General features: G+C 58.2%; 21 protein-coding genes, 1 tRNA gene and 1 riboswitch. Of the genes, 15 read left to right on the top strand and 7 right to left on the bottom strand.

The window, feature by feature from the left end; genetic code table 11:
- Window positions 1–96 precede the first annotated feature (96 nt).
- The 13 genes from ACPOL_RS23410 (at window position 97) to ACPOL_RS23350 (ending at window position 16,822) form a co-directional block, all read left to right on the top strand.
- The gene (locus ACPOL_RS23410; RefSeq protein WP_114209195.1) at window positions 97–4,461 is read left to right on the top strand and encodes a cobaltochelatase subunit CobN; all 4,365 of its coding nucleotides are present in this window, start codon (window positions 97–99) and stop codon (window positions 4,459–4,461) included.
- Window positions 4,458–6,179, top strand: a complete 1,722-nt coding sequence (locus ACPOL_RS23405) for an ATP-binding protein (protein ID WP_114209194.1) — start codon at window positions 4,458–4,460, stop codon at window positions 6,177–6,179. The genes ACPOL_RS23410 and ACPOL_RS23405 overlap by 4 nt, the downstream gene beginning before the upstream one ends.
- 62 nt (window positions 6,180–6,241) lie before the next feature.
- A riboswitch (cobalamin riboswitch) is annotated at window positions 6,242–6,418 on the top strand.
- Between the two features lie 122 nt (window positions 6,419–6,540).
- Window positions 6,541–7,119, top strand: a complete 579-nt coding sequence (gene cobU, locus ACPOL_RS23400) for a bifunctional adenosylcobinamide kinase/adenosylcobinamide-phosphate guanylyltransferase (protein ID WP_114209193.1) — start codon at window positions 6,541–6,543, stop codon at window positions 7,117–7,119.
- Complete coding sequence (locus tag ACPOL_RS23395; RefSeq protein WP_114209192.1) at window positions 7,116–8,507, top strand: cobyrinic acid a,c-diamide synthase CobB; 1,392 nt, start codon at window positions 7,116–7,118, stop codon at window positions 8,505–8,507. The genes cobU and ACPOL_RS23395 overlap by 4 nt, the downstream gene beginning before the upstream one ends.
- A 175-nt stretch (window positions 8,508–8,682) precedes the next feature.
- Window positions 8,683–9,762 (top strand): nicotinate-nucleotide--dimethylbenzimidazole phosphoribosyltransferase, encoded by a 1,080-nt coding sequence (gene cobT / locus ACPOL_RS23390; protein WP_114209191.1) that lies wholly within the window; start codon window positions 8,683–8,685, stop codon window positions 9,760–9,762.
- Window positions 9,759–10,538, top strand: a complete 780-nt coding sequence (gene cobS / locus ACPOL_RS23385) for an adenosylcobinamide-GDP ribazoletransferase (RefSeq protein WP_114209190.1) — start codon at window positions 9,759–9,761, stop codon at window positions 10,536–10,538. The genes cobT and cobS overlap by 4 nt, the downstream gene beginning before the upstream one ends.
- Entirely contained in the window at window positions 10,535–11,113 is a 579-nt protein-coding gene (locus ACPOL_RS23380; protein ID WP_114209189.1) for a histidine phosphatase family protein, read from the top strand. Before cobS ends, ACPOL_RS23380 begins: the two co-directional genes overlap by 4 nt.
- The gene (locus tag ACPOL_RS23375) at window positions 11,110–11,937 is read left to right on the top strand and encodes a hypothetical protein (RefSeq protein ID WP_114209188.1); all 828 of its coding nucleotides are present in this window, start codon (window positions 11,110–11,112) and stop codon (window positions 11,935–11,937) included. The genes ACPOL_RS23380 and ACPOL_RS23375 overlap by 4 nt, the downstream gene beginning before the upstream one ends.
- Window positions 11,934–12,509: a cob(I)yrinic acid a,c-diamide adenosyltransferase gene (locus tag ACPOL_RS23370; RefSeq protein ID WP_114209187.1), complete on the top strand. Its 576-nt coding sequence runs from the start codon at window positions 11,934–11,936 to the stop codon at window positions 12,507–12,509. The genes ACPOL_RS23375 and ACPOL_RS23370 overlap by 4 nt, the downstream gene beginning before the upstream one ends.
- Window positions 12,503–13,192 (top strand): 5,6-dimethylbenzimidazole synthase, encoded by a 690-nt coding sequence (gene bluB, locus ACPOL_RS23365; RefSeq protein WP_236656980.1) that lies wholly within the window; start codon window positions 12,503–12,505, stop codon window positions 13,190–13,192. The genes ACPOL_RS23370 and bluB overlap by 7 nt, the downstream gene beginning before the upstream one ends.
- Window positions 13,189–14,760, top strand: coding sequence for a cobyric acid synthase (locus ACPOL_RS23360; RefSeq protein WP_114209185.1), 1,572 nt, complete (start codon window positions 13,189–13,191; stop codon window positions 14,758–14,760). Before bluB ends, ACPOL_RS23360 begins: the two co-directional genes overlap by 4 nt.
- Window positions 14,757–15,737, top strand: a complete 981-nt coding sequence (gene cbiB, locus ACPOL_RS23355) for an adenosylcobinamide-phosphate synthase CbiB (RefSeq protein WP_114209184.1) — start codon at window positions 14,757–14,759, stop codon at window positions 15,735–15,737. The genes ACPOL_RS23360 and cbiB overlap by 4 nt, the downstream gene beginning before the upstream one ends.
- Window positions 15,734–16,822 carry a pyridoxal phosphate-dependent aminotransferase gene (locus ACPOL_RS23350; protein WP_114209183.1) on the top strand — a complete coding sequence of 363 codons (1,089 nt, stop codon included), beginning with the start codon at window positions 15,734–15,736 and terminating at the stop codon, window positions 16,820–16,822. The genes cbiB and ACPOL_RS23350 overlap by 4 nt, the downstream gene beginning before the upstream one ends.
- Before the next feature lie 59 nt (window positions 16,823–16,881).
- Here ACPOL_RS23350 and ACPOL_RS23345 read toward each other — a convergent pair whose 3' ends face one another.
- The 5 genes from ACPOL_RS23345 to ACPOL_RS23325 form a co-directional block, all read right to left on the bottom strand.
- Window positions 16,882–18,069 (bottom strand): acyl-CoA dehydrogenase, encoded by a 1,188-nt coding sequence (locus ACPOL_RS23345; RefSeq protein WP_114209182.1) that lies wholly within the window; start codon window positions 18,067–18,069, stop codon window positions 16,882–16,884.
- A 149-nt stretch (window positions 18,070–18,218) separates the two neighbouring features.
- The gene (locus tag ACPOL_RS23340) at window positions 18,219–19,181 is read right to left on the bottom strand and encodes a tetratricopeptide repeat protein (RefSeq protein WP_114209181.1); all 963 of its coding nucleotides are present in this window, start codon (window positions 19,179–19,181) and stop codon (window positions 18,219–18,221) included.
- 427 nt (window positions 19,182–19,608) lie between these two features.
- Window positions 19,609–20,328 (bottom strand): DUF899 family protein, encoded by a 720-nt coding sequence (locus ACPOL_RS23335; RefSeq protein WP_114209180.1) that lies wholly within the window; start codon window positions 20,326–20,328, stop codon window positions 19,609–19,611.
- Window positions 20,329–20,432: 104 nt separating this feature from the next.
- A complete protein-coding gene (locus ACPOL_RS23330; RefSeq protein WP_114209179.1) occupies window positions 20,433–20,915 on the bottom strand; it encodes a VOC family protein in 483 nt (160 codons plus the stop codon).
- Between the two features lie 95 nt (window positions 20,916–21,010).
- The gene (locus tag ACPOL_RS23325) at window positions 21,011–21,790 is read right to left on the bottom strand and encodes a VOC family protein (protein ID WP_114209178.1); all 780 of its coding nucleotides are present in this window, start codon (window positions 21,788–21,790) and stop codon (window positions 21,011–21,013) included.
- Window positions 21,791–21,905: 115 nt separating this feature from the next.
- Between ACPOL_RS23325 and ACPOL_RS23320 the strand changes: the two genes are divergently transcribed.
- Window positions 21,906–22,547 carry a TetR/AcrR family transcriptional regulator gene (locus tag ACPOL_RS23320; RefSeq protein ID WP_114209177.1) on the top strand — a complete coding sequence of 214 codons (642 nt, stop codon included), beginning with the start codon at window positions 21,906–21,908 and terminating at the stop codon, window positions 22,545–22,547.
- A 337-nt stretch (window positions 22,548–22,884) separates the two neighbouring features.
- Here the strand turns inward: ACPOL_RS23320 and ACPOL_RS23315 are convergent, their stop codons facing one another.
- Together ACPOL_RS23315 and ACPOL_RS23310 are read right to left on the bottom strand one after the other, a co-directional pair.
- Complete coding sequence (locus ACPOL_RS23315) at window positions 22,885–23,568, bottom strand: DUF1684 domain-containing protein (RefSeq protein ID WP_236656979.1); 684 nt, start codon at window positions 23,566–23,568, stop codon at window positions 22,885–22,887.
- A gap of 723 nt (window positions 23,569–24,291) precedes the next feature.
- A tRNA-Thr gene (locus ACPOL_RS23310) sits at window positions 24,292–24,367 on the bottom strand.
- 199 nt (window positions 24,368–24,566) lie between these two features.
- Between ACPOL_RS23310 and ACPOL_RS23305 the strand changes: the two genes are divergently transcribed.
- Entirely contained in the window at window positions 24,567–25,424 is an 858-nt protein-coding gene (locus tag ACPOL_RS23305; protein WP_114209175.1) for a cell envelope integrity TolA family protein, read from the top strand.
- Window positions 25,425–25,484 lie beyond the last annotated feature (60 nt).

The raw sequence follows: 25,484 nt of genomic DNA, 5'->3' as shown, positions 1-25,484 counted from the left end.
TTTGCTGCCTCACGGCTATAGCAGTCTTGACCCCTCAATGATTGGCGGCCCCGACTGGGTAGCGCGTCAAGGAAGACTCCTGGAGGAGGCTTAGTCATGTCGTTATCTCATCGCCAGCGAGTCATTCGCGCCGACGGCCGCGCATTCAATATCATTCAGCACCGCGCTCACTTGACTTATTGCTACAGCGGATGCTGCTGCGGAATCACCGAGCGTGGATACGCCGCAATCCCGGTCGAGGTTTACACCGAGGAGTGGCTGCGGCGGAAGATCCGCAACCAGGTCCATCTCACCAAGGGCGGTTGCCTCGGGCCATGTGCCTTGGCGAACGTGGTGAGTCTGGTGTTCGACGGGAAATCGGTCTGGTTTCATTCGGTGAACAGCGCCTGGCTAATCCGGCAGATCTTTGACTACATTGATGCGATGCTTGCCGCCGATCGCTTTCTTCAGCCGCAGGCCGAACTCAGCGAATATGTCTTTAACTACTATGACTGGGACGTCCGGACGCCACCCTCGACAGGGCCACAACTCGCCCCATCGAAGACCGCGCCCGCGAGCGGCATCATGCTGCTTTCCCATGCAGACACTGACCTGCTGACCTTGATGAAGGCGTCCGAGATTCTTCCGCCGGAGCTTCGCGTCGGCGCTCTCTCCTTGAACGCTCTGCGCACTGAAGAGCAGCTTGAAGTACTCCTCCAGGCAGAGTTGGGACAGGCCCGCATCATCGTCGTACGCTGTCATGGGCCACTGCACTCGATTCCTGGATATGACCGGTTGCGGGCGGCTTGCATCGAGGGCGGTAAATCCCTGGTGCTGGTCAGCGGTTGCGGTGAGAACAGCTCAGAGTTCAGTGAGACCATCAACGTCCCAGCGGATGTCCTGGAGACTGCTGGGATATACCTTTCGCTGGGCGGTGTCGCTAACTTTGCGGAACTATTTCGCTGTCTCTCGGACCGCCTGATGCTAACCGGCTATGGCTATGCCCCGCCGTCGCCCACTCCTGAGCATGGTATCTATCTGCCCGACATCGAAGTCGCTAGTATCGAAGATTGGGTCCGACAGGCCGACGCCGCAAAGCCAACCGTAGCCGTACTCTTCTATCGCGCTCACCGGATGAGCGGCAATACTGGTTTCATCGATACGCTTGCCTTGGCTTTGCAGGAAAAAGGCGTCAATGCTCTTTGTGTCTTTACTTCCAGTCTGAAGGCAAAAGAGGACGGGCGACCGGCGGTGTTCAAGCTTATCGAGGGGCGCGCCAGCGTCCTCATCTCCACTCTGTCATTCGCGCTCGGAGAGGTCAATACCGGTACGATATCGTTGCCCGGTACAGCGCTCGAGTCGCTCAGCGATTTGGGGATCCCGGTTGTCCAGGCGATCGCCTGCCAGTCGCCCCGCGGAGCCTGGGAGGGATCGCGCCGTGGGCTGAATGCAGTCGACACTGCCGTGAACGTCGCCATTCCAGAGTTCGATGGACGCATCATTTCGGTGCCGGTCTCATTCAAGGAACTCCACGGCGGGAATACGGAAAGTTTGTATGTGGCCCATGAGGAGCGGGTTGAACGGGTTGCGGGGATTGCGAGCCGACTGGCCGCTCTGCGACGCATCTCCAACCGGGACCGGCGAGTGGCTTTTGTTCTGACCAACTCCGCAGCAAAGGCGTCCCAGGTCGGGGGAGCTGTCGGGTTGGACACTCCGGCAAGTCTGCTCATAACGCTGCAGGCAATGCGAGCGAGGCGGTACGCGATCTCCCCGCCTCCAGAGACGTCCGACGAGTTCATGCAAAGGCTTCTCCAACACGGGACTTACGATGGGAATTATCCACTGGATCCCGCCCAGGCTAAGCGCTTTTCGCGGGCTGCTTACCGCAGGATATTTTCTGAATTCCCTGAACGCCCGGCGCGCAGGATGCAGGACTTCTGGGGGCAGCCTCAGGACCATGGACCTAGTACCCGCCCAGCCAAAAAGACTGATAAGAAGTTGCTGCCGACGATCGGCGGAAAGATCGTCTCCATTGAAGGCGAAGAGCCCTGGGCAGATGATCAAGACTATTTATTTGCGGCAATGGAGATCGGCAACGCCCTTATCGCGCTTCAGCCTCCCCGCGGATATGGCATCGATCCGGATGCCATCTATCACACCCCGGATCTCCCGCCGACCCATCACTACACGGCATTCTATCGCTGGCTCGGCACTCCACAAGCCCAAGGCGGATGGGGCGCCGACGCCATCGTCCACATGGGTAAGCATGGGACATTGGAGTGGCTTCCCGGCAAGGGGGTCGGCTTATCCGGCGAATGCTATCCAGACCTTCTGCTCGGTGATTTGCCGCTGATCTATCCGTTCATTATCAACGACCCTGGCGAAGGCAGCCAATCCAAGCGCCGCGCTCACGCGGTGATCGTCGACCATCTTACCCCGCCTATGACGCTGGCCGAGACTTACGGCCCGTTAGCCGAGCTGAACCAACTGGTTAACGAATATTACTCGGTCGAGAAGCTCGATCCAGTGAAGCTGCCCTACCTCCAGCAACAGATCTGGGAACTGGTGCAGCGAACCAACCTGCGAGCCGACCTCGACCTCAAAACAATGCTCACCCGGGAGCGCGGCGACCACACACACGAGTGGGACGATGCACTCACGCCGGAGGGCATTCCTGCTACTCTCGCCTCGATGAACGGAAACGAAGTGGCCCACTTGATCGAAGACCTCGACGGCTATCTTTGCGAGTTAGGGATGGCGCAGATCCGCGATGGCCTTCATGTTCTCGGTCAGATGCCCCCACCGGCCGAGATGCTGCGATCGCTGACCCGCCTTTCAAACTTCAGTGTGCCTGGTCTTCAGAGCAGTCTGGCGGCGGCATTCGGCTTCGATCTTTCTGCGTTGCTTGATCATGCTGGAAAACGACTCGAGCAGACCCGTGAGATCCTGGGTCAGTCTTGCCACACCGGCGGTGATGTACTAGAGGCTATCGAACGGGCTGCTCTCGATCTCTTCACGATGCTCGAGAGCCTGGGATTCCGCAGTGAGTTAATCGGCGAGGTGCAGCGCGCTGTCCTCGGCATTGAATCGGCCGACATTGCCAGCGTTCTGAGCTTCGCCTGCAACGAGCTCGTTCCTAAACTTGAGCAGTCGGGCGACGAGATCGAGCATCTTCTCGACGCTCTCGAAGGAAAGTACGTTCCTGCGGGTCCGGCTGGAGCGCCGACTCGAGGCATGGCTCATATCCTGCCCTCCGGTCGAAACTTTTATGCCGTTGATCCCCGTGCGCTGCCTTCGCAGGCTGCATGGCGGGTAGGCCAACAGCTCGCGCGCGAAGCCATTGAACGCTTTCACAAAGAAGAACACAAATATCCGGAGATGATGGGCCTGAGCGTTTGGGGCACATCGCAGATGCGGACCCACGGCGACGATATCGCCGAAGCTTTTGCTCTGCTGGGCGTCGAGCCACTTTGGAATGCGCATTCGCGTCGTCTTGAAGGAGTCTCAGTCGTTCCGCTCGAACAGCTCGGCCGCCCCCGCGTCGACGTCACTCTGCGCATCAGTGGATTCTTCCGCGATGCCTTCCGCCATCTCATTGAGATGTTCGATCATGCTGTCTCTCTGGTCGTCGAACTCGACGAGCCGGTCGACCAGAACTTCCCCCGCAAACACTATCTCGACGATCTCAAACTTTCCGCGGCGCTTCCAGCGCACGAGGCTGAAGCACAAGCCAGGTATCGTATCTTCGGCTCGAGACCAGGCTCCTATGGAGCCGGAATCCTACCCCTGATCGAGACCGGCAACTGGCAGAGCGATGGCGACTTCGCACGGGCTTTTCTTGCCTGGGGAGGCTATGCCTACGGCAAGGGCGTCGATGGTGTCGATGCCCAGCCTGTCTTCACTGAGCGCCTCAAGTCTATCCAAGTGGCTCTCCACAATCAGGACAACCGAGAACACGACATCTTCGACTCCGATGACTATTTTCAATTCCACGGCGGCATGATCGCGTCGATCCGGGCGCTGACCGGCACCCAGCCCAAGGCCTACTTCGGCGACAGTTCCCGGCCGGAATCGGCCCAGGTGCGCGATCTGCGTGAGGAGGCACTGCGCGTTTACCGTTCCCGCGTCGTCAATCCAAAGTGGATCGAGAGCATCAAGCGTCATGGCTACAAGGGCGGTCTTGAACTAGCAGCGACGGTGGACTACATCTTCGGCTTTGACGCTACCGCGCAGATCGCTCCTGATTTTGTCTACGAGGGTCTCGCGGAGCACTATGCGCTCGCGCCCGAGATGCGGGATTTCCTCGCCACATCCAACCCATGGGCTTTGAACGCGATTGCCGAGCGCCTGCTTGAAGCCGCGAAGCGTGAACTGTGGGAGCATCCCGCGCCGGAAACTCTCGCAGCGTTACGCGGAGTTCTACTCGACTCAGAAGCCCTGCTTGAGGCGCAAGGGGAACGGAAGCGCGAGGCAGTCTCATGAGACCGGCTACCTACCCATTTGCGGCAATCGTCGGTCAAAGCGAGATGAAGCTCGCTCTTCTGCTCGCCGCAGTCGATTGGCGGCTGGGCGTGTTGCTGCGGGGAGACAAGGGCTCCGGCAAAACCACCACGGCGCGGGCGCTCGCTGCATTGCTGCCGGCTCCGGCGCCTTTTATCAATCTTCCGGTCGGGGCTACGGAAGACCGGCTGTTGGGAGGGCTCCACCTCGAGCAGACGCTCAAGGGGAACCCGGTCCTCAAACCGGGCATGCTTTCGGAGGCGCACGGCGGCGTCCTCTACGTGGATGAGGTGAACCTGCTACCCGGGCACCTCGGCGACGCGTTACTTGACGCCGCCGCCAGCGGCGTCCATGTATTGGAGCGAGACGGGTTCAGCGCCAGTCATCCAGCGCAGTTCGTCCTGCTCGGAAGCATGAATCCGGAAGAAGGCTCTCTGCGTCCCCAGTTGCTTGATCGCTTCGCGCTATCGGTCACCGTCGCTGCTCCCGTTGATCTTGCCGAACGCCGGCTGGTTCTCGAGCATAGGATCGCTTTTGAGCACGATCCCGTTCAATTCACGGAGAGATGGTCCGGAGACCAGCAGGGGTTGCGCAATCGGATCGCCGCTGCCAGAGCCGCTCTCGACCAGACGGCTTGCTCGAGCGCCGTGCTTGGAGAGATCAGCGCCGCCGTATGCGAGCGTGGCGTCCGCTCGATGCGCGCTGATTTGGCGGTGGTGCGGGCGGCCATCGCTTATGCCGCTCTCAACGGCGATGCTTCGGTTGAGTCACTGCACGTTGCCGCGGTCTTACCGCTAGCCCTGAATCATCGACTGCGCGAGGGTGTGCGTTCGTCAACCCCGCAATATCCTCCGCAAGCAGCTCCGCAACAACCGTCTCCACCGGAGAATGCTCCGGACTCAGGCGCCGAACCTGCCATCGAACGCATCTTCCCTCCTCGCCTGGCGCAAACGCCGGCGATCGAGGCTAACTTTAGCGCAGTGGCTGGCAGCGGAGGAAGACCGAGGCTGGACGCATCGTTTCTAGGCCCAGTTGCTGGAAATAGGCGGTCGAGCGGACCCGTCGAGCTTGATCTGCTTGCCACTCTGAGTCATAGCCTGCGCGAGACCGGAAGTGCACAGCCACGGCTTGAGGATTTGCAGGAACGGGTGAGGAAATCACGCGCGGGAACCCGCTATCTCTTCGTGATCGATTCGAGTGGCTCCCACGCCGCTCAACAAAAGATGCGGACGGTTAAGGGCGCGATCTCCAGCCTGCTGACACGCTCGTTCAAGCGTGACGACGAAGTTGCCATGGTCGTGTTCCGGGGCGTCTCCGCTGAGGTGCTTCTGGAGCCGACACAGGTACTTGCTGACGCATTCACTAAGCTGGAATATCTTCCTACGGGTGGCCGAACCCCTTTGGCCGCCGCCCTCGATCTTGCGCGAAATTTGGTCACCCCATCCACACTCCTTATTCTGCTTACGGACGGCCGGGCCAATATTCCTCTTCATGGTGGAGATGCTTGGCAGGAAGCCGCAGAAATAGCCGCCGGGATCCACTGCAAGGCAATCGTCGTGGACACCGAGAGCGCGGGGCCGCGGGTTGGCAGATGCACTGAACTGGCGGAAATGATGGGCGCGCGTTACCTGACGCTCGGTGAACTTGGGCAGGCAGAGGATGCACCAATCGAGATCGCTCAAGCCAGGAATGGGCGATGACACGGAGGCTTGTTCAGGATCCAGTTGGAGGCTGTTTTGTGATACCGAGGCCTCTTCGATCAAGCTATACTTGGTTATCTGGTGTTCGGGAAGACGGTGTGAGTCCGTCACTACCCCGTAGCTGTATGCGCTGAGAACTTGGCAATCTATGTGAAGCCACTTGGGTCGAGGATCCTGGGAAGGCCGTCCGAGTTCGTTGATGCGTGAGTCAGAAGACCGGCCAGAAGATTCGGGCTTGATTCAACTTCGATGGGAGAGTTGAAGAGCATGCTTGCACGCCCTACATAGGCAGTGCAGCCGCTGCCTACACCTAAGTTCCCGCTCTGCTTTCCGCGCGTCGGAAGTCAGGAAGCAGCGTCACATGCAGCAGATCCAGGGAAGTCAGCAGATCCAAGGAAATTCGGTCATCCTTGTCTTAGGCGGCGTCCGCAGCGGCAAGAGCCGCTACGCGCAACAACTGGCGGATCAATCCAGCCGGGTCGTATTTGTTGCCACCGCGGAGCGGCGCGACGACGAAGAGATGCACCGTAAGATCGCCCGTCATCGCTCGGAACGGCCAGCCCACTGGATCACCGTCGAGGAGCCTCTCGCCGTCGGCCGAATCGTGCGTTCGCACGAGCGTGACTGCGACACGATCCTGGTCGACTGTCTCACCCTTTTTGGCTCCAACCTGCTCGAGTCCTACGAAAACGACGAACCCGGCTTGCAGGCCCAGATTGACGATCTCTGCATGGCGCTCAAAACGGTCCCATGTCGCGTGATTTTAGTATCGAACGAAGTCGGGAGTGGCGTTGTCCCCGCGTATGCACTGGGCCGCCGCTTTCGCGATCTGATCGGTGAAGTCAACCAGCGCGTTGCGGCGGTTGCTGATACCGTCCTGCTGATGGTTGCTGGATTGCCATTAACCATAAAAGGTTCGTTGGACGGAGCGCAACGATGAAAGGCTTCCTGATTGCGGGGACATCCAGCGGGGTCGGCAAGACGACCGTCGCGATGTCCATTACCGCGGCACTGCGCCATCGCGGCTATACGGTCCAGCCTTTTAAAGGCGGCCCGGACTTTCTGGACACCGGCCATCACACCCGAATCTCGGGACGAATCGCCCGCAATCTCGATACCTGGATGCTTAGCAAAGATGCCAATTGCGACGTGCTTCAACAGGCTTCCGTGGGAGCGGATATTCTCCTCGTGGAAGGCATGATGGGCCTCTACGACGGGAAGGACGGCGGGACAGAAGCAGGCAGCAGCGCCGAGATCGCGAAGCTGCTGAGATTGCCCGTCGTTCTGGTGCTCGACGCAAGCAAGAGCGCACGAAGCATCGCCGCGGTGGTACTCGGGTTTGAACTCTTCGATCCAGAGCTGCACCTGGCTGGAGTCATCCTCAACCGCGTCGCTAGCGGGCGTCACTTCGAGATGCTGCGAACAGCAATTGCCTCCTCCTGCAAAACCCCGATTCTTGGCTGGCTGCCGCGCGAGCCAGCGATCGCTATACCGGAGAGGCACCTCGGACTCTACACTCCAGAAGAATCGGAGACTGGTGAACCGCTTGAAAACCTCCTGGATCAAATGGCGGCGCTCGTAGAACAACACCTGGACATGGATCGGCTGCTTACGTTCGAATGCGGGCTCGATTGGAATCAGAACGCTGCTACATCAGCGCTGTCGAACTCCGGCAAAGTTCGCATTGGAGTTGCACGTGACCGGGCATTTTCCTTCTACTACGAAGACAATCTCGATCTGCTTCGCCGGCTCGGCGCGATGATTGTTCCCTTCAGCCCTTTGGAAGACACTTCCCTACCCCCGGATTTGGATGGGTTATATCTTGGTGGCGGCTATCCGGAACTGTATGCCGGCCATCTTGCATCGAATTCCGCAATGCTCGATGCAGTGAGGAGCTTTGCCGCATCGGGGCGACCTGTCTATGCGGAGTGCGGAGGCATGATCTTTCTGTCTCAGCAGCTCACGACGCTTGACGGCGCAGCTTATCCGATGGCTGGGTTGTTACCCTTCGCGGTGGAGATGACCCGCGGGTTGGTCAACTTTGGCTACGTCACTGTCGAACTCGCAGAAGACTGCCTGCTTGGTCATCGTGGTCAGACGATCCGTGGCCACAGCTTCCACCACTCCCGCATCGTGAACGAAGCAAATGTGAAGACCCGCTATCGTGTTCGCTATTCCCTCTCCGGACGGGAAGAGGACGAAGGTTACTGGGTGGCCAACGTACTCGCCAGTTACATCCACCTGCACTTTCGCGCGCAGCCGTCGATCGCTCTAAGCTTGGTTGAAGCTGCGCTCGCCAGCCAATCCAACAGCCTGGTATCTTCATGAGGCGCACTAGCTTGGCTGTCATTCCCAGTCTCTCTGTAGCATTGCCAATCCACGGCCCCCGCCTGTTGAATAACACGGTCATGAGATCACAGGTTATCCATTTGGTTGTCCGTCGGCTGGCTGTCCATCGGGGCGTTCCCTTTTTTGGGGAAGAGCGGCTCGTGCGAGAAGCCTTATGACAGCGATCAGCGAACAGGCCGTAGCCAAATTCGTCGAGGGGATTAGGGCGCCGGAAGAGGCTCGGCGAACGCACGCCCGTTCCTATCTGGACACTCTCACGAAGCCCCTTGGCAGTCTCGGCAGACTTGAAGATCTCGCCGCGCAGATAGCGGCCATCCGGCCGGAATTTCCAACTCTGCCACTCAGCAAGGCCGTGTATGTCTTCGCCGCCGACCACGGCGTTACCGCCGAAGGGGTTAGCGCCTACCCCAGCGCGGTCACCCAGCAGATGGTGTTCAACTTCCTCAATGGAGGAGCCGCAGTCAGCGTCCTTTCGCGAGCGCACGACGTCGAGTTGCATGTCGTCGATGTTGGTGTCGACGCAGATTTCGCTGACGACACTGGCTTGCTGCACCGCAAGGTCTGCCGAGGAACACGAAACATGCTGCACGTCCGGGCGATGACGGACGAACAGCTCGCGCGGGCGCTCGAGGTAGGTGCCGAACTTGCCGAGGATGCCGCTGTTGCGGGACACACGCTGCTTGCGGTCGGCGAAATGGGCATTGGCAACACGACCTCGGCCAGCGCCATCACCAGCGCTCTCACCGGGTCCCCTGCAGCGCTGGCGACCGGCCGCGGCACGGGCCTGGACGCCGAAGCGCATCGGCGAAAGATAGCCATGGTCGGAGCCATCCTCCAGAAACACTTTCTGGTCAAGGGGTCACCATCGCCGCTCAGGATTTTAAGCTGCGTCGGCGGTCTTGAGATCGCCGCGATTACGGGAATGGTCCTGGTCGCAGCACGACACCGCATCGCGATCGTGATTGACGGCTTCATTTCTACTGCAGCCGCCGCCCTTGCGGTTGCGCTCTGCCCCGATGTTCGCGGCTACCTTATCGCCGGACATAGATCCGAAGAGCCAGGCCACCAGTTGTTACTCGATTACCTCGGGCTAACTCCGGTCCTTACCCTGGAAATGCGCCTCGGCGAGGGGAGTGGCGCTGTGCTCGCCATGCCCATCATTGAATCGGCCATCGCTCTATATTCGCAGATGGCCACCTTCGCTTCCGCTGGAGTCAATGAGGCTTCTGCATGAGCGGAGCAACTTACCTGAAAAGAAGCGGCTTGGATTTCTTCGTCGCCGTCCAGTTCCTGACTCGGATCCCGGTACCAAAACTAGCTTATGATCCCGGCTCACTCTCGCGAGCGGTAAAGTTCTTTCCGGTCGTGGGCCTGCTTATTGGTGGCGCGGCGGCGGTGGCGCATCTCCTCCTCGCACCGCATCTGCCCCGGCTGATTGTTGCGCTGCTGGTTATATCCTTACTCGTGCTGCTTACCGGATGCCTGCATGAAGACGGTCTCGCCGACTCCGCAGACGCGTTCGGAGGAGGGTGGAAGCGGGAGCAGGTCCTCGCGATTCTTAAGGACAGCCGGATCGGCAGCTATGGAGCCGCAGCCCTGATTCTCAGCATCCTTGCACGCGTGCTTTTGCTGGCGGCACTGCCCTTGAACCAGATAGCCCAGTACCTCATTGCCGCACACGTTCTATGCCGCTGGACGACGCTCCCCCTAAGCTACTATCTCGCGCCCGCTCGCCACCCCGTGGAAGAGCCAGCGGCAAGTCAAGGAGCACGCATCGCCAGACTGACTACTCGAGGAACCCTCATTGCAGCTTCCATCCTCAGCTTCGGGATTGTCCTCATCGCGTTGAAGCGAAGTTCGGTGGCCGCGATCGCGGCAACGCTGCTAATCGCACTATTAAGTGCTAGCTACTACAAACGCAGAATAGGCGGGGTCACTGGAGACTGTTTTGGCGCCACGAATCAGTTGACGGAGATCGCTGTGTACCTTACCGGAGTGTGGGTGGCATGAACGATCTATTGTTCATCCGTCATGCCGAGACAGATATGGCCGGAACTTTTTGCGGGCACTCTGATCCTGCCCTCAATGACGACGGCTTTCGGCAAGTCGAACGGCTCCTCCACTCCCTGCGTTCTGAGCGCATTGATGCCGTCTACTCGAGTGACCTGCAACGCTGCCATACAACTGCGCGGGCTTTGGCTGAGACACATGCCGTTCCTTGTTTCACCAGCAGAGGGTTGCGGGAAATACATTTTGGTCTTTGGGAAGGGCTCACCTGGCAGCAGATCGAGACGCTCGACTCGAACTATGCGGCGCGCTGGGTCAATGAGTTTCCGCAACTCTCCGCACCGCAAGGTGAATCGATCGAATCCTTTGAAAGAAGAGTGTGTGCGGAGACAGAAAATCTTCTTCATCGGCTCAACAGCGGGCTACTCGCTGTGGTCACCCATGCCGGAGTGATACGCAGCGTTCTTCGCTTGCTGTGCGGCGTCGACGGCACTGACTCATGGGCGCGAAGCATCCCTTACTGTTCCACGCTGCGCTATTTTCAATCGAGCCGATCGTTTCAAGAGGTGCTCTTATGATGTTGCCGATCCGCACCCTGGAAATCGCAGCATGGGGGCTCGACGATTACGAGTTTCGTCCACACGCCTTAAGCCGCAGAAAAAACAGAGAGGCACGCAGGCTGGTCGCGGAGCGTCCGCCGTTTGAGAGCCTCGATCCGGTGTGCGTCGATGAGACCATCGCTTTCCGGGAGGCCTTCGATCGCCATATTTCGCGACGCGATCTGCAAACGGAGATGCTAGGACTCGACTGGTCGCTCGGCATCGTCGATCTCCGTCGCCTGTTGGCTTTTCAACGCAGACTATCTTTCAATCCCAAACTGTCCCCGGTCACAGTCCCACGTCAGTCAGACTGGCCCGGCCTGATGGATATCGCTTTTGCATCACGCGATCCCGTCAGCTGCGAAGTTGTTCGCGATGCCGCTCGCAACACGGTCATCTTTCGATCAACGAATCCAAACCTCCATGTACGCGCGACCGATGATCCTGGAGCGCCAATTTCCGTCGACAGCGGCAGCCCCTTCTTTGAAGTCGCCTCCTATCGGAATCGTTGGTTCTTGCGCGACGGCTATCACAGGGCCTACGCTCTATTGCGGGCAGGCGTTTTCCGGCTTCCTGCCGTCATCGTCAAGGCCAGCAATTTGGGGGAACTCGGCGCCATCAAACCCTGGTTTTTCACTGAATCCGTTCTTCTTGGTGAACAGCCCCCGTTTGTCACCGACTTCCTCAATGGCTCGTTGACGATCGAATATGATCGCCCTCCAATTGTCAAAACCCTTCGGGTCACGATCGAAGAGAGCATCGCAACCGTGCAACCCACCCAACTTTCAGGAGTGCAACCATGAGCATTGCAACTACACGAGGCGACGGCGGCCAGACCGGTCTCGCCGGCGGCATCCGCGTTTCAAAGGCCGATCTTCGCGTCGAGTCGTACGGGAGCGTCGACGAGCTGAATAGCGTTCTCGGCTTTGCCCGGAGTATCTGCCAACACAAGGAGATCGCCGAATGGACGGAGACCATTCAGCGTACTCTCTTCCGGGTCGGCTCCGCACTTGCCACTCCCCCTGAGAGCAAGAAGCGGCCTCCGGTCATCTCGGCGGAAGATGTCACCATGCTCACCGAGCTGGTTCACAAGATCGAAGCCATTGAGGGTGTTCTCTCCGACTGGTCTCTTCCCGGAGCGCATACGGAATCCGCGGCCTACGAGGTAGCTCGCACCGTTTGCCGTCGTGCCGAGCGTAGCGCCGTCCGGTTCGTTGAGAATGGTGGCGTCGTTCAGCCGGAGGTCCTGGCCTACATGAATCGCCTATCCGATGTGATTTGGCTCTTTGGCCGACTCATTGAATTCAACGCAGGCATTGACGCCCGGCTGCGGGATGATACAAAAACCGGGCCAAAATGGTCGAGAGCATGGTGACGAACGAGTTTGGACTGCAGGAGCGCGATGCCGTTTACCGCGCGATCGCCGCGCGACGCGATGTGCGGAGAGGATTTCTTCCCGAAGCTCTGCCCAGCGAACTCCTGCGCCGCCTGCTGGCCGCCGCACATAAAGCCCCATCCGTTGGTCTAATGCAGCCTTCGCGATTCATCGTCATTCACGATTTAGCCATTCGCCAAGCCGTTCACGCAGCGTTCCTCGAGGCCAACGAGTTGGCCTTACGAAGCTACACCGGCGAACGACGGGAACAGTACGCGAGTTTGAAGCTCGAAGGGATCCTCGAGGCGCCCCAGAATCTTTGCATCCTTAGTGATCCGCAAAGCGACCGCGGCCATCAGCTCGGTCGTCACACCATGCCAGAAACCGCGATCTATTCGACCGTCTGCGCTATACAGAATCTTTGGCTCGCCGCCCGGGCTGAAGGAGTCGGCGTCGGATGGGTCAGCATCCTCGATCCGGCTCGTCTTCGCGAGATCCTGCACATTCCGGCGGAGATCGTGCCCGTCGCCTATCTCTGCCTTGGGTACGTCGACTGCTTCGGTACCGAACCGGAATTGGAACGCAGTGGTTGGGAGAGGCGGGTGCCCCTCGACTCCGTGGTGCACTACGACATGTATCACGAACAAGACGGCTCGAAGAACGCTGAGGCCAAGTCCGCATGAAGGCCCGCTCCATCATGGTCCTCGGGACCAGTTCTCATGTTGGCAAATCGCTTTTGACTGCGGCGCTCTGCCGTATCTTTGCCGATCAGGGCATTCGGGTGGCTCCTTTCAAATCGCAAAATATGTCGCTGAACTCCGCCGCGACGGTTGAGGGCCTGGAGATCGGTCGCGCCCAGGCTCTGCAGGCCGAGGCCGCCCGCGTCCCAGCCTCGGTCCACATGAACCCGATCCTTCTAAAACCTGCTGGAAACATGACCTCGCAGGTTATTGTGCGGGGTAAAGTATGGCGCAGTCTCTCGGCCTTCGAATATCACCGGCGCCGGGTCGAAGAGCTCATGCCCGTGATCCGCGAAAGTTACGAGATCCTCGCTTCCCAGAATGACGTCATCGTGCTCGAAGGTGCGGGCTCTCCTGCTGAGATCAACCTGAAAGAAAATGACATCGTTAACATGCGCATGGCAGAGATGGCGGATGCGAGCTGTATTCTCGTCGGCGACATCGACCGCGGCGGTGTCTTCGCCTCTTTGCTGGGGACCGTCCAATTGTTGGACCCCTCGGAACAGGCGCGCATTCGCGGGTTCGTCATCAACAAATTTCGCGGCGACATCGCGCTCCTTCAGCCCGGCATTCGCATGATTGAAGATCGGCTGCAACGGCGTTGCCTGGGCGTCGTTCCTTTTCTTCATCAATTGACTCTCGATGAAGAGGACAGCCTCGGCTTACCAGCCGGCGACGTGTCGAAGCTCCGCCCTTGGATTGCCGGAGATGAGAAGGATCGGCCCTTGCGCATTGCCGTCGTTGCGCTTCCCTCCTTCTCGAACTTCACCGACTTTGACGCTCTCCGCAACGAACCTTCCGTCGATCTGCGCTTCTCTCGCAACTCTTCGGAGATTGCGAACGCCGACGTCGTGGTGCTGCCCGGCAGCAAACAAACCGTTGACGATTTGCTATGGTTGCGGCAGCATGGCCTGGACGCCGTCGTCAGCAGCCAGGCAGCGCTAGGATTAGTTGTTGGTATCTGCGGCGGATTTCAGATGCTGGGTCAACGGATTCTCGACCCTCACGGCATCGAACATGAAGACGAGGCTGAAGGACTTGGTCTGCTTCCCTTCGTCACTCGCATGAACCCGGACAAGGTCACCCGGCAGGCAAGCGGATACCTGGCCGTTACATCGCTATTCGGGGAAGCCATTCCTTCCATGAGTTTGCAAGGCTACGAGATACATCTCGGAGAGACCTTCTACGCTGCGGGCGCTCAGACATTCTCGGTCCTCCATAATGGCCAACCTGACGGGTGCATCTCGCCGGACAAGCGCATCTTTGGGACCTACCTGCACGGCATCTTCGACGACGATGGCTTCCGGCACACTTTCATTACCGCGGCCCGAGCCTTCCACGCCCTTACGCCTGCGCTGGAGTTTCAAGATTGGAAGCGGCAACGGGAAGAAGCCCTAGATCGGCTGGCGGACGCCGTTCGGATGTCGCTGGACTTACCACGCATCTTCGACTGGGTGGGTCTTACTTATCAGCCCCGCGTCGAGTCGGTGGTGATGGAACACGCCCATTGAATCGCAGCGTCCTGATTCCTGCCGCCTGGGTCATCGATCAAGTAGCCGGTGATCCCGAGTGGTTCCCGCATCCTGTTCGCATGATCGGTCTTGCGACCACGCTTGGGGAAGCGGCACTTCGCCCTCGTCGCCAAAGCAGTTTCTTCGAACTACTCGCCGGCGGAACTCTCACGCTTGCCATCGTCGGCGCCAGCTATTGCGCGACTCGACACGTTGTCCAATCTGCCAATCGTACTTCGACTGGGCTTGGAATTGCAGTCGAAGTACTCCTCGGTTGGACATGCCTCGCTGGCCGCAACCTTCAACAGGAGGCCTTGTTGGTGACTCGTGCGCTCGAGGTCGACGACCTGCCGCGGGCTCGTCGCCAGCTCGCGAGAATTGTCGGCCGCGATACCGAACATCTCGACACGGCGGAAATTTGCCGCGCGCTGATCGAGACTTTGGCTGAAAGTGCCTCCGATGGCATCCTCGCTCCAATCTTCTACATGGCGATCGGCGGAGCTCCTCTTGCCATGGCTTATAAGGCCGTGAATACACTGGATTCCATGATTGGCCACGCGGACACGCAGTATTTCTACTTCGGCAAGGCTGCTGCCCGGCTCGATGACGCTGCCAATTTTCTTCCCTCGCGACTGACGGCGGCTTGCATCATCGCCACCTCGGCACTCGGTCGATCAGCCGACGCTCGAGCAGCATGGCGTATCTGGAGGCTGGACGGAGCCAAACACAAGAGTCCCAATGCCGGTCAACCCGAGAGCGCCATGTCCGGAGCTTTGCACGTGCAGCTCGGGGGAGATAACACCTACGCTGGTGAAGTCGTGTCGATGCCACGCATCGGCCAGGAATTTCCCGCTGCATCGCTTGCTCAGGCAAAGACGGCAATTCGCCTTGTCTCTCTGGTAACCATAGCTGGCGTTGCCGCCGCGACTGGCCTTCTTCTCTGGAGTCAACGCCGGCAGCGGAAGCTCCCAACATGATCGCGGATCTGCCCATCCACGGAGGTCAGCTACGCAGGATCGCTGCGCTGTTTAACATACCGGAATCGGACCTTATTGATTTCAGCGCGAACATCAATCCCGACGGGCCGCCGTCCACAGTGTTGGCATCATTACAGGCAAGTCTCGAGGATTCCTCGACCTTGAACGCTTATCCCGACCTCGAAGAGACCGAACTAAAAGACTCCATTGCAGAATATGCCGGTGTCTCATTCTCCAATGTCGCCGTCGCCAATGGATTTGTGCCACTGCTTGACGCAGGGCTGCGCGCTTTGAAAATCAAGCGCTGTCTGCTTCCGGTGCCGGGCTTCGTCGAGTATCGCCGCACACTGGAACGGGCCCGGATCGAAGTCATTCCCTATATCCTCACCGAGGTGTCGAACTTTAACTACAGCATCGAAGCTCTCCTGGCAGGCGGCCACGATGCCATCTTGCTCGCCAACCCGCAGAATCCATCAGGGATTTTGACGAACAGGGAGTTCCTCGTTCATCTGGTGCAGAAAGCGGCGGTGGAAAACATCACCGTTCTTCTTGACGAAGCCTTCATCGACTACACTCCGTCAGCTTCCGTCGTCGCCGACGTCGATCGTTTCTCCAACCTGATTGTATTTCGATCAGTGACTAAGTTTCACGGAGTTCCAGGGCTTCGCGTGGCCTACGCGGCCGCAAATGAGGCGATAGTCCGCAAGATCAATGATGGTCTGCCGCCATGGCCCATTACAACTCTCGCGGCTCGTGCAGTGGCAGCAGCCTTGGCCGATCAGCCCTTCGCCGAAAGCGCGCGTGCAAAGAACGAGGAAAGACGCGTCTATCTTCATGCGGGACTGGAAAGATTATGCCTCCATCCCTATCCCTCCTCAGCAAATTTCCTGCTCTTTCGGCTTCCCGATCGCATTCCTTCGGCCGATTTTTGGCGGCGCATGATTGTGGAACATCACTTCGTTTTGCGAGACTGCTCGAACTATGAGGCGCTGTCTCCAGGACATTTCCGGGTCGCGGTCGGCGCGCAAGAACAATCCGATCGCCTCTTGAATGCAATTTCCCAGTTACTAAAATCTAACTTCTAGATACTTCTACTTACTAAGTACTATCAGATCATGAGAGCATTTTAGATCTTCTGCTGCTATCAAGCCAGGAGCAGCTTCGCGATCGTGGCTAACTGCATGTTAGAAGTGCCTTCATAGATCTTTCCGATCTTCGCGTCTCGGTAGTATTTTTCGACGGGGTAGTCCTTAACAAAGCCATAGCCGCCATAAATCTCTACCGCCATGCTGGCCACTCGCTCTGCCACCTGCGATGAGAAGTATTTTGCCATGGCGGCCTCCTTGACATAGGGCAGCACCGCATCTTTGAGTCGAGCGGCGTTATAGACCAGCAGGCGGGCTGCTTCGATCTCCGTGGCCATGTCGGCAAGCGAAAACTGGATCGACTGAAAGTCCGCAATGGCTTGGCCGAATTGCTTGCGTTCCTTGGCATAACTCAAGGCGTGGGTCCAGGCTCCGTGAGCGAGCCCGAGCATCTGTGCACCGATCCCGATGCGCCCTTCGTTGAGAGTTTCGATCGCGATTTTGTAACCCTTGCCGGGTTCTCCGAGAAGGCTTTCGGCCTTGACCTGGCAATCTTCCAGAATGATTTCGCACGTAGACGAGGCGCGAATGCCAAGCTTGTCTTCCTTCTTGCCGACCGAGAAGCCCGGGGTGTTTTTTTCCACCAGGAAGGCGGTGATGCCCTTGTATCCGGCGCCTGGGTCAAGCGTGGCGAAGACGATAAACAATCCCGCCTCCCGGGCGTTCGTAATCCACAGCTTCTGACCGTTGAGAAGAAAACCATCTCCGCGCCTCTCAGCTTTGGTCTGCAAGGCGAAGGCATCCGAGCCGGACCCGGCCTCACTGAGCGCATACGCCGCGACTAAATCACTGGCAAGGCGAGGCAGAAAGCGTCGCTTTTGCTCTTCGGAGCCCCACCTGCGCAGCGCGTTCGCACAAAGAGTATTTTGTACGTCCACCAGAACGCCCACCGCAGGATCGACCGCGGAGATAGCTTCGACAGCAAGAATGGCCTCAAAGAAACTTCCACCCGACCCGCCATACTCAATCGGAATCTCAATTCCCATGAGCCCAAGATTGAAGAGCTGCTCCACTAGTCCCGGAGCAAAGCATTGTTGTTCATCCATCTGCCTGACCAGCGGAGCAATGTTTTCAAGGGCAAAGTCGCGGACTGTGGAGCAGAAGAGTTGTTCGTCATCGCTCAACCGAGTTAGCGGCGCCAAAGTAGATTCAATCGGGGCGGAAGCGGCATGGAGAAGGTCTGACATTCGGATACCTCAGCACGGGTGTCACTGCAAATGGACGGGTGTATGAGCGAATGGGAGCCTCGACTCATCCTCCTTGCGGAGCAAACACTGGAGTTTAGCAGGTAAGAGACTTGGCTGGCAGCCGGCCACCGAATACCGAGACAGGCAGACTAACCGGCCGTTGGCACGGTCGCACTCTCAAGTGGAGAAGCACGGCGGAGGGCCCGTGGCTCGGTCACGCGGGGAGAACGGTGAACTACCGAGAGGCTCTCGGTACCGAGGATTTTCTTGATCTGCTTCCGGGCGTGGGCTGCCCAGCGGCTGTTGCTGTCGACTTTCAGGTACGCCGTCCAGTGGCGCAGCGCCAGTCGGCGCTCCCCCGTTCGTTCGCAAGCAAGAGCGAGGTTGTAGTGCGCGTCTCCATAGCCAGGTACCAGGCGAATAGCGGTACGATAGGCGGCAATCGCCTCAGGCAGTCTCTTGAGCTCGTCAAGAACGTTGCCCAGATCGAAGAAAGCCAGAGCATACTCCGGATCGGCTTCGGTCGCGCTTCGATAGAGTCGCTCGGCGCGAACAAACTGCCTGCGGTTGTAACATATCGTGCCAAGATTGATGCAAGCTGGCGCATGCCCTGGATCTTTCTCGATGATTCGCTCGTACACCTCACAAGCTTGGTCGAGCTCCGACGCATCTTCGTAGCGGATGGCCTGGAGGAACATCTCGGTAATCCGACCTTCCCTCGCATTGGAGTGCATCTCGATGGTCGCCGACTTACCGGTCGCCGGCCCATTGGGATCGCTCCACGCCGGCTCGAAATCGAAGACGAACTGGCGAGCGATAGGCTCAGTTACGCAGCCGCGGTGACGGAAAAGCACACGCGACCCTGCGACCACTGGTCTCGCTTCCAGGAGAGGATTTTCGATGCCGGCAACACTCTTCATGGCGCCAACCGACGCGCAAATGCTGGAAGAGGAGAATTTTGCTGAGAGATCGCGCAGGGTCCGCAGCTGCCCGTATTCCTCAAGTGAGTACGAATCACGCCGGACTACGAGGCCTTTATGCTCCCACGCCTGAAGTTGCCTGGCGTGAAGCTTTAGATAACGGAGAACGTCTTGACGTCGGATTCGGGTCACGTGGCTCTCGCGGCAATCCTCAGCTCTTGCGCTGTTTCGATTATGCTGAGTCCCCAGCCGAGGTTCAAGAGATTTGCGTGAAAATGCGGTGGATAACCCAGTACCTATTCATATGCGAGGACATTTTCACCAGAGTCTCATAATGTATCGATCGCCAATCTACTCATCTGACCATCCATGGGACGCCTTTGCGTCGAGGCCTCAATTCGCGTAATCGCTTTGATCTAACCGCTCTCGCTCCCCTTGAGCAGTAACACGCGGTTGTTCCATGAAACCGTGGCTAGCAAGGGTGACGCGGGTGATGGCGGTCACCCCGAACCGGTTCGATTCGCTGATCACCAAGGATCGGTAGACTGTCGTATGCGCTGACGATAACTTCGCGGCAGGAGGAATTGCGAGATAAAGCTCCGTAGCGAAGAGTCTGAGACTATGTGATCGTTGCCAGGCTGGGATACTCGAGCTTTGGGTACCAAGTAGCGCCGCGGCCTGAGGGCGTGAGGTCGAGAATGGTCCACAAAGAGTCGAGGTCAGGGGCTCCGCGCGGATCCTCGCCGGGGTCGGCCATCTCATCATTCATCTCTCCGCTCCAGAAGTGACGAACCTTGCCACCGCCGCGAGCGAAGACAGTAAGGCCAGGTATGTCGCCATCGTCTGGACTGATATAGGAGCGGGTGTAGTCGCCTTTCAGGTCAGAGTAAATCTGGAGGTTCTGCCAGCCACGTTCTCTCTTGAAGTCGAGGAGACGTTTGATCGGTGAGCGCGCGGTGACCGCAAGAGCGACACGTTCGCGCAGGTTTCTGGCAGTTCCGTCCCATGACGTGAGCATAGCGGTGCACATGGGACACGCTCTCTCGCGTTGCGGTCCGAACATCATGCTGTAGATAACAAGCGTATCCTTGTCGCCGAACAGCTGCGAAAGGCGAACCGCTCCATTGGATCCTTCGAAGACATAGTCTTCCGGAATTTCACCCCCGGGAGGGAGGGCGCGGCGATGCGCGGCGACCCGCTCTACATGCCGGCGGAGTTCGATCTCCTCGGTAAGGAGATGATTGCGAGCTTCACGATACTCTGGGCTCTCATTGGGGAAGCGCGCTTTGTTTTTTGCAGAAAGTTCAGCTGCGGGGATGAGATTAGCGTTGTAGGCCATTCGGGGCTCCTTTATCGCTGGTCGTGCGGGGTTCAGTCTAGTAACGCGAGGGATCCGCAGTCACGGTCCCTGCAGATGGATCGTTAGACTGGGTTTCACGCGTATCAGCCGGCTCGAGCAGCCTCGATCGCGGCGATGTCTATCTTTCGCATCGTCATCATGGCGTTCATCGCACGCTTGGCGGCAGCTCGATCGGGGTCCTGGGTCGCGACGAGCACGGCACGCGGCGTGATCTGCCATGAAAAGCCCCAGCGGTCTTTGCACCAGCCGCACATGCTTTCCTTGCCGCCGTTGCCAACTATCGCGTTCCACAGACGGTCGGTCTCTGCCTGATCGTCGGTGACGATAACGAAGCTGACGGCTTCGTTGGGGACAAACTTCGGGCCGCCATTAAGCCCGAGGAAATCGCGCCCGCAAACAGAGAACTCAACGATGAGTTCCTGACCCTCGGGACCGGACGGCGTGTCCGCGGGCGAGGCGCTGGTCTTACCGAGGCGGCTGTTGGGAAAGGTGGCGGCGTAGAATTCGGCTGCTTCGTGTGCTTTCCCGTGGTCAAACCATAGGCATGTGATCATTTTGTCAGACATGTGCTCTCTCCTCTCAGTTTTGGAACTCGCCGTAGGTCTGCAGCCGTTCACGTGCGAGCAAAGCGCAGCTGCATTGGGCATGAAGCAAATTGCGGTTAGGAGTTGGGTCCCTGCATGAGAGCAAAGTGCCCGTTCTGGTCGTCTGTGGCCTGCAGGATGCGCGAACCTCCGGGCACGTCCATCGGAGGGAGCACTATCGTGCCTCCCGCTTCGATCACACGTTTCTCAGCCCCCTCGATGTTGTCGACGGTGAAGTAAAACTGCCAGTGTGCGGGAATATCTTCTGGCATGCCGGGCCCTTTACGGTTCATCATTCCGCCGGTGTAAAGAGGCTTATCGGTCCGAAAAGTTTGATAGGTACCCATGGCGCCCATGTCGTGCGCGAGATCTTTCTGCCAACCGTAATGCTTGGAGTAGTAGTCAAAAGCCGTCGCTTGATTGTCGGTGAGTAGTTCGTGCCATCCCACATTACCCACCGCCAACTGATCCAGGCGAGGCGGAGCATCTTGTTTACCCGGTTCAAAGAGCATGTATTTCGCCTTTTGTGGATCGAGCACGACCGCGAAACGTCCAACGCCCGGAATATCCTGAGCGTCCTTCAAAATAGTCCCGCCGTCGGCGGCTACAGCCTTCAGCTCTTCGTCGAGCTCCGCGGTGTGGATGTGACCCATCCACTGCGCAGGAAGGTCAGGAGCGCCAGCGCCAGCCCAGGTCATCATGCCACCGACATCTTTGCCGTCTTTACCAAAGATCATGTACTTCATGCCCGGCATGCCTGAGTCTTTGATGTCCCAGCCGACTACTTTCTTGTAAAAGCTGGCTGCCTTGTCCACGTCGTTGGTTACGAGTTCGTACCAGATGAAACCGTCTGCCATGTTGCACCTTCCTTTCGTCGCAATGAAGTAAACACTGTCCACATACATTACTATCGAAAAGTGGATGCTGTCCACAAGGAGATCTTTCCGCGTTACACTCTTCGTTGAACAGACGATGAAAAACCCAATTTCGACCGGCAAACGCAAGACTTTTCGGCATGGCGATCTGCGTAACGCCCTCATAGCGGCCGGCCTGGAGATGGCCCAGATTGGAGGGCCCAATGCGGTCATTCTGCGAGAGGCAACCCGGCAGGCGGGGGTTTCGCCCAATGCGGCATATCGGCACTTCACCAATCAGGCTGAACTGCTGGAGGCGGTACGGTCGGCCTGTCTGTCCCGGCTTGCCGGGGCAATCGAAGCTGAGATGAAAAAGTGCCGTCCAGGACGCGATCCGCAAGGGTTTGCGCGAAAGAGTCTGCGTGCGGTGGGTATGGGGTATCTGGGATTCGCGATGAAAGAGCCGGGGATGTTTCGAACGGCATTCTCGGTCCCCCCTCCTGTGCATGAACAAAACCCGGCGAACACGGCCTCCATGGGGCTGAATCCGTTTCAACTGCTCTCACTATCTCTGGACCGCATGCAGGATAGCGGTCTTCTCAGCAAGCAGAGTCGCCAGGACGCGGAATACCTCGCATGGTCGACAGTTCACGGCCTGGCACTTCTGGTGCTCGAAGGACCGCTCTACAAGATGCCGCGAGAGATGGTGCTGGCGCTGGGCGAGCGCCTAGTCGTGATGGTGGAACGAGGGCTCAGTTAGACATTCGACACGACGTCAGGGCTGCGGGCTGGTAGGCACCAGCTAAAACTACTGTAAAGACTGACCTTCTTGGAGCCGACGAGCGGTTCGACGTGGGAGCAATGGATTACATCACGGCAATAGCTGAGCAAGCACGACTGCCAAGGACCGGCGGGAGCCCAGAGGCGGCAGGCGCCTATAAAACACCTGATGCTAGAACACGGCGATCCACAATCTACTCCCTTGGAGTAGCCAAACAATGATCGTCTGGGAGTTCTTATTCAGCGTCTCTCTATGCGTCATTTTTGTACTGTATCGTCAGCTTGACGAGCCGAGGCAAAGCCCAACTTTATCCATCCTAGTATTTCTTCTCGCCGACCTCTAACTTGATCGAGAGCCGGTTTTGAGCTGGTGCCAGTGTGCAGTTGACGTAGTGCGTGAAGGCGCACGGAGGATTGTACAACCTGTTCATGTTCAGCACTATCTCCCCTGGATTTCGCAGGCCGTGATCGGGATAAGCGGTGGTGAGATAGCGACCGCCGCCATACGTTGTAGACCCGTTGGTACGATCGGCCAGGGCGAACTGCAGCAGACTTTCGTCCATGTCAAGTGGCTCCACCCGGAATGTCTCGCCTTCGAGGACGAACTCCGCCGCTCCAGGCACCGTGCTTTCAGAGGGAAGCCCTAAGATTGAGGTGTGTGTTTCCACCCGAGGCGGATTGTAGGGGATCCAGCGAGCGTGGATCAAATACTTGGAGCTTGCCGGAAAATACTGCAAGCCACGAAATTGTAGCCTGGTGGGAGCCTTTGTATCCCAGATGCTAAGGCCAAGCTTGTCACCATCCGACAAGATGTAGATCGTTACGGAGCCATCCCTGATTGTCGACGGCTCTTCTGATGCATAGTAAGGACGCAGGGTCTGCTCGCTCGCTCGTTGACCGTCAATGTGTACGCTGCCGGGGAATCCTCCCACCGGGGGCGAGATGGTAACTTTCCCATTCTTGAGACGGAAGACACCCAGATGTTGTGAACAGTCATCCATGCGAACGGTGTTATCACTCGCCGACCCTACAGAGACGGACACCCCTTCTGTAAGCCAGTTCAAGCCCACCACAGAGAGCCATCCTTGGGGAGGCTCGCTTAGCAGAAGCGCGGTACGATGCTCTCGCCAGGCCAATTCTCTTTGCGTCCAGCTGCTAGTCTCCTGGGTCCAACTGACTGGGCGCAGAAAAAGGAGGAGAAGAAGCGAGAAAATTGCTTGTCGTGTCGATGCTCGATACTTAAGCAAGTAAGCGCTCCTTGGGAGAGATCCTCGATTTGACGCGGTGTCGTCACCGAGGTGGAACAGTAAAGTTCCTGCCCGGATGGATCTCAACTTTAGAACTGACTTAGGCGACTTTTATTCGTAGGCCAACCTGTTTATTTGTTCCGAGTAACATTGGGCGTACGCCGATCTGAAGGCGGTTAGAGGCGCGATCGGGCGGCTGCCCGTCATCCTTCGCGACGTCATTTTGCTGGGTGACGTTAAGGATGCATCCTACCGGAAAATTGTGGATACATTGTAGATCCCAATCGGAACCGTTATGTCACGCCTGGCCAGAGTCCGGAGAATGGTTGGGGAGTCACTTCGGAGTACTCACGGTTCACTTCAATCGGAAAGTCACCCGATACGGCGGCACTTAAAGATACGGCATATTGTCAACTGAAATGAGCGGCTTTTACAGACGAGCAGCGGAGGACAGAAAGCTGTGAATCTTCTGTTTTGTGGAGCCGACGAGCGGACTTGAACCGCTGACCTGCCGATTACGAATCGGCTGCTCTACCAACTGAGCTACGTCGGCCTGTTTCTCCGGTTCCCTTAGTTTATCAAAGCTATTGCACCTGCACCGGGCGTGCTCATCACTTTCGATGGAAGAACTCACTCTCTTCCGCAAACGCCACTTCGCTGCGCAAAATCCGAAACGAGAAGAATGGCGTGAAGCATCGGCGAAACCTACAAAATAATCTCATCAGGACCGCTTGCCTTAAACTAAGAGAGCCTTGCCGTCACATATCCAACTCGACTCTCAAGACGACCACATCGGCAAGTTCACCGCGGGATCTCTGGCGCTCCACCTGACCGTGGCGGCGGCGATTGCGGGCTGGAGTTTCATCCATGGGCATCTGCACCGGGAAAGTTGGGGCTCGAATACCACTCAGGGAGCCATCCAGGCGACTTTAGTCAGCAATGCGCCAGCCGTCCCACTCCCGCAGGAACAGCCTCCCACCCCGAGCGTGCTGGCGACGCCGACACCGAGCCCCGCTCCGGCGCCGGATGCGCCGCAACCGAAAGCCACTCAGCAGCCTGAGCCAGACGCCATACCGATCCCGGTGAAACAGCAGCCGAAGCCGGCGCCTCCCAAAAAAGTAGCTCAGAATGAGCCTCCTCCAAAGCCGCAGCCGCGTCAGCCGGTCGATTCCCGGGCCAGTCGCTATCCGAGCCCAGTGCCCGTCCCACAGAACCGTGCAACCTACGGGGAGGCAGCCCCCAACATGGCCCGCAGCCTCAGTTCGAACCAGGGCCCGAGCAACCCGGTGAACATCAAAGGCGGCGACTTCGGCTCGCAGTTCCCTTTTTACGTGGACATCATCAAGCGTACGGTCGCCCGCAACTGGTACCAGCAGGAAGTCCAGCCCACGACCCCCGCAGGCGCGCGTGTCTTTCTCAACTTCAGCGTTTCGCGAGATGGCGTGCCCAGCAACGTTCATGTGATGGCCTCAAGCGGCAGCCCGACACTTGACACCTCCTGTCTACGCGCCGTTCAGCGCGTGGACACCTTCGGTCCACTGCCGAGCGGGTACAACCAGAGCAGTATCAGCGTTGAATACTACTGTGAATATTCGGGACCGAATCACTAGCCGCGCTTCGCGATGAAGGCCGAGGGAACACGCTTGTCTTTGCCTTAGCGTTCGCTTTGA

The organism is Acidisarcina polymorpha (genome assembly GCF_003330725.1).
Taxonomy (GTDB): Bacteria; Acidobacteriota; Terriglobia; order Terriglobales; family Acidobacteriaceae; genus Acidisarcina; species Acidisarcina polymorpha.
The sequence above is the reverse complement of the archived record's forward strand: the minus strand, read 5'-3'. Positions and strand labels throughout refer to the sequence as shown.